The sequence below is a fragment of the Kitasatospora sp. NPDC058243 genome (genome assembly GCF_042882025.1).
Classification (GTDB): domain Bacteria; phylum Actinomycetota; class Actinomycetes; order Streptomycetales; family Streptomycetaceae; genus Kitasatospora.
In genome coordinates, this window is sequence record NZ_JBHVWW010000138.1 from 1 (window position 1) to 3,487 (window position 3,487).

The 3,487-nt window shown below is 67.9% G+C and carries 2 protein-coding genes and 1 rRNA gene; all 3 read right to left on the bottom strand.

The window, feature by feature from the left end; translation table 11 throughout:
• Window positions 1-61: 61 nt before the first annotated feature.
• Window positions 62-2,557 (bottom strand): mannose-1-phosphate guanyltransferase, encoded by a 2,496-nt coding sequence (locus ACFVX9_RS39510; protein ID WP_063350200.1) that lies wholly within the window; start codon window positions 2,555-2,557, stop codon window positions 62-64.
• A gap of 124 nt (window positions 2,558-2,681) precedes the next feature.
• Window positions 2,682-3,302, bottom strand: coding sequence for a CDP-diacylglycerol--glycerol-3-phosphate 3-phosphatidyltransferase (gene pgsA, locus ACFVX9_RS39515; protein WP_063350199.1), 621 nt, complete (start codon window positions 3,300-3,302; stop codon window positions 2,682-2,684).
• A gap of 98 nt (window positions 3,303-3,400) precedes the next feature.
• Window positions 3,401-3,487, bottom strand: a 5S ribosomal RNA gene (rrf, locus tag ACFVX9_RS39520); the annotation flags it as partial.

Here is a 3,487-nt window from a genome sequence, read left to right on the forward strand (position 1 = left end):
GCGCGCGGACCATGCCGCGCGCCCCGACCGTCAGGACCGTCGGACGATCAGGCCGGTGTCGTCACCGCCCGGCCCCGTCGACCACCGCCGCCCACTCGTCCAGCAGCGCCTCGGTCGCCTCGTCGTCCGGACCCTCCGCCCACAGGTGGGTGGTCGCCTCGGCCGGGTCCGGCAGCACCAGCGTCCAGCGCCCGTCCGCCTCGACGACCCGGACGCCGTCGGTGGTGTCCAACCGCCGACTGCCGGCCGCCTCGACCACCGAGCGCATCACCATCCCCTTGGCCGCCCACGGCGTCGCCAGGTCCCGGCGACGGATGTGCGCCTGCGGGATCCGCGCGTCGATCTGGCTCAGCGTGAGCTGGGTCCGCGCCACCAGGCCGACCAACCGCACGAAGGCCGCGGCCCCGTCCAGCACTCCGCTGAACTCCGGCACCACGAACCCGCCGCGCCCGTCCCCGCCGAACACCGTGCCCTCGGTGGCGGCCGCCTTCGCCAGGTCGTCCGGCGTCGTCGTGGTCCAGATGACCTGGGTGCCGTGGTACGCGGCGACCTGCTCGGCGATCCGGGTCGTGGTCACCGGCAGCGCCACCTGCCCGCTGCGCCGCTCGGCCGCGACCAGGTCCAGCAGCACCAGCAGTGCCCGGTCGTCGTCGATCACCCGGCCCAGTTCGTCGACGAACGCGACCCGCTCGCCGACCGGGTCGAAGCGGACGCCGAAAGCCGCCCGGGAAGAGGCCACCAGCTCGCCGAGCCTGGCCAGCCCGGCCCGCCGCTCCTCCGCGTCCTCCGTCGGCCGCGCCTCGTCCAGCCCGCTGGAGACGGTGAGCGCCTCCACTCCGAGCCGCCCGAGGATGCTCGGCAGAACCAGGCCGGCGCTGCCGTGCGCGGTGTCCACGACCACCTTCAGCCCGGCCTCCCGGACCCCGGTGGTGTCGACGGCCCGCAGCAGGTTGCCCGCGTAGGAGTCGAAGACGCTGGACGGGAAGGTCAGGTCCCCGATCTCACCGGGGAAGGCCCGCCGGTACTCCTGGCGCGCGTACACGCGATCCAGCTTGCGCTGGCCGGCCTGCGAGAGGTCGGCCCCGCGCTCGTCGAAGAAGAGGATGTCCAGCGAGTCGGGCACCCCCGGCGTGGTCCGCAGGAAGATCCCGCCCGCACTCCCCCGCGCGGTGTGCTGCCGGGCCACCGGCATCGGCACGTTCTCCAGGTCGCGAACGTCTATGGCCGACGTCTGGAGCGCCGAAATCATCGCCCGTTTGAGCGCACGCGCACCACGCGAGTGGTCACGCGCAATGGTGACGGTCGCCCCCTTCTTCAAGGTCGTGGCGTACGCGCCGGCCAACCGCACGGCCAGTTCCGGGGTGATCTCGACGTTCAGGATCCCCGACACGCCACGGACACCGAACAGGTGCTCCTGGCCGCGGGACTCCCAGATCACCGACGTGTTGACGACGGCGCCGGCCTCGATGGTCTTGAACGGATAGACCCGGACGTTCGCACCGATGATCGACTCCTCGCCGATCAGGCACTCGTCCCCGATCACCGCGCCGTCCTCGATCCGGGCGGCCCGCATCACGTCGGTGTTCTTGCCGACCACGCAGCCGCGCAGATTGCTCTGCGGCCCGATGTAGACGTTGTCGTGCACGACCGCCTTGTGGAGGAAGGCCCCGCGCTTGACCACCACGTTGCTGCCGAGCACGGTGTGCTCGCGGATCTCGACACCGGCCTCGACCTTGGCGTAGTCCCCGATGTACAGCGGCCCGCGCAGCACCGCCTCCGGGTCCACCTCCGCGCCCTCGGCCACCCAGACGCCCGGCGAGATCTCGAACCCGTCGAGCTCGACGTCGACCTTGCCCTCCAGGACGTCCGCCTGGGCCTTGCCGTAGCTCTCGTGGGTGCCCACGTCCTCCCAGTAGCCCTCGGCGACGTAGCCGTAGACCCGCTTGCCCTCCTTCAACAATTGCGGGAAGACGTCACTCGACCAGTCGACGGACTCACCTGCTGCGACGTAGTCGAAGACCTCTGGTTCCATCACGTAGATACCGGTGTTCACAGTGTCCGAGAAGACCTGCCCCCAGGTCGGCTTCTCCAGGAAGCGCTCGACCCGTCCGTCGTCGTCCGTGATCGTGATACCGAACTCGAGGGGATTCGGCACCCTGGTGAGACAGACGGTGACCAGTGCGTTCTTGCTGCGGTGAAAGTCGATCAATTCCGAGAGGTCGAAGTCGGTCAGTGCGTCACCGGAGATCACCAGAAAGGAGTCGTCCTTCAACGCGTCCTCGGCGTTCTTGACACTCCCCGCGGTGCCTAGCGGCGTCTCCTCGTGGGCATAGGTCAGATGCATGCCCAGGTCCTCGCCGTCACCGAAGTAGTTCTTGACCAGTGAAGCCAGGAACTGGACGGTGACGACGGTGTCGGAGAGGCCGTGCCGCTTCAGCAGCCGAAGCACGTGCTCCATGATCGGCCTATTGGCCACCGGAAGCAGCGGCTTCGGCATGCTTGAGGTCATCGGGCGGAGTCGGGTTCCTTCGCCCCCTGCCATGACAACGGCTTTCATTACGGGTGCGTCCTCCTTTGCGGTGGTGGACCTACAGGTCCATCAAACCGTTCCAGAGGGATCCCTACCCGGAAGGTATCGTCCGACGCACCGATGCGGCGTGGGACTTCTCTCAGATCACGTCTCAGACTGCGGACGCGGAGCCCGTCGAGCCCGCTCGAGTGATCCGCCTGGCCTGAACCGCGTAAAGAATACCGGCCCACCAGTACAACGTGGTCCCCCACCAGATGAAGGCCCAGCTCACCACCTCGGCCGGCCGCGCGATCCAGCTGTCCACGCTGCCGAGCAGGAGAAGCGGAAACGCGTACATCAGGTTGAAGGTCGCGGCCTTCCCCAGAAAACTCACCTGGAGCGGCCCGTAACCGTGCCGGTTCAAAATGGGCAGCAGCGCGCCGATAAACACTTCCCGGGCCAGCAGAATCGCCGTCACCCACCACGGAAGGATCTCACGCCAGGTCAAACCGACCAGCGTGGACAGCACATAGAGCCGGTCGGCCAGCGGATCGAGCAGTTGCCCCACCCGGCTGACCTGCCCCCACCGCCGCGCGAGTTTCCCGTCGAGGTAGTCGCTGACACCGCTCAGCATCAGGATCAGCAGCGCCCAACCATCGTTGTTGGGGCCATCGAAAACCGGCCAGAGAATCAGCCAGAGAAAAAGCGGAACACCGACCAGCCGGCCCATGCTGAGCAGGTTGGGGATGGTGAGGACGCGATCGGTCTGGACCCGCGTCTCCTGGACCTCCACCCGGGGGCCTCCTGTCCCGTGTGATGACAATGCACGTTGACCCTACAACAGAAAAGCCCCCGCCAGGTTCACCCGGCGGGGGCTTCTCTCGAATGATTGTTCGGCGGCGTCCTACTCTCCCACAGGGTCCCCCCTGCAGTACCATCGGCGCTGTAAGGCTTAGCTTCCGGGTTCGGAATGTAACC

Bases quoted from the DNA above. Each gene is read 5' to 3' on its own strand.
- ACFVX9_RS39510 (WP_063350200.1), bottom strand. From the start codon at position 2,557: ATGAAAGCCGTTGTCATGGCAGGGGGCGAAGGAACCCGACTCCGCCCG.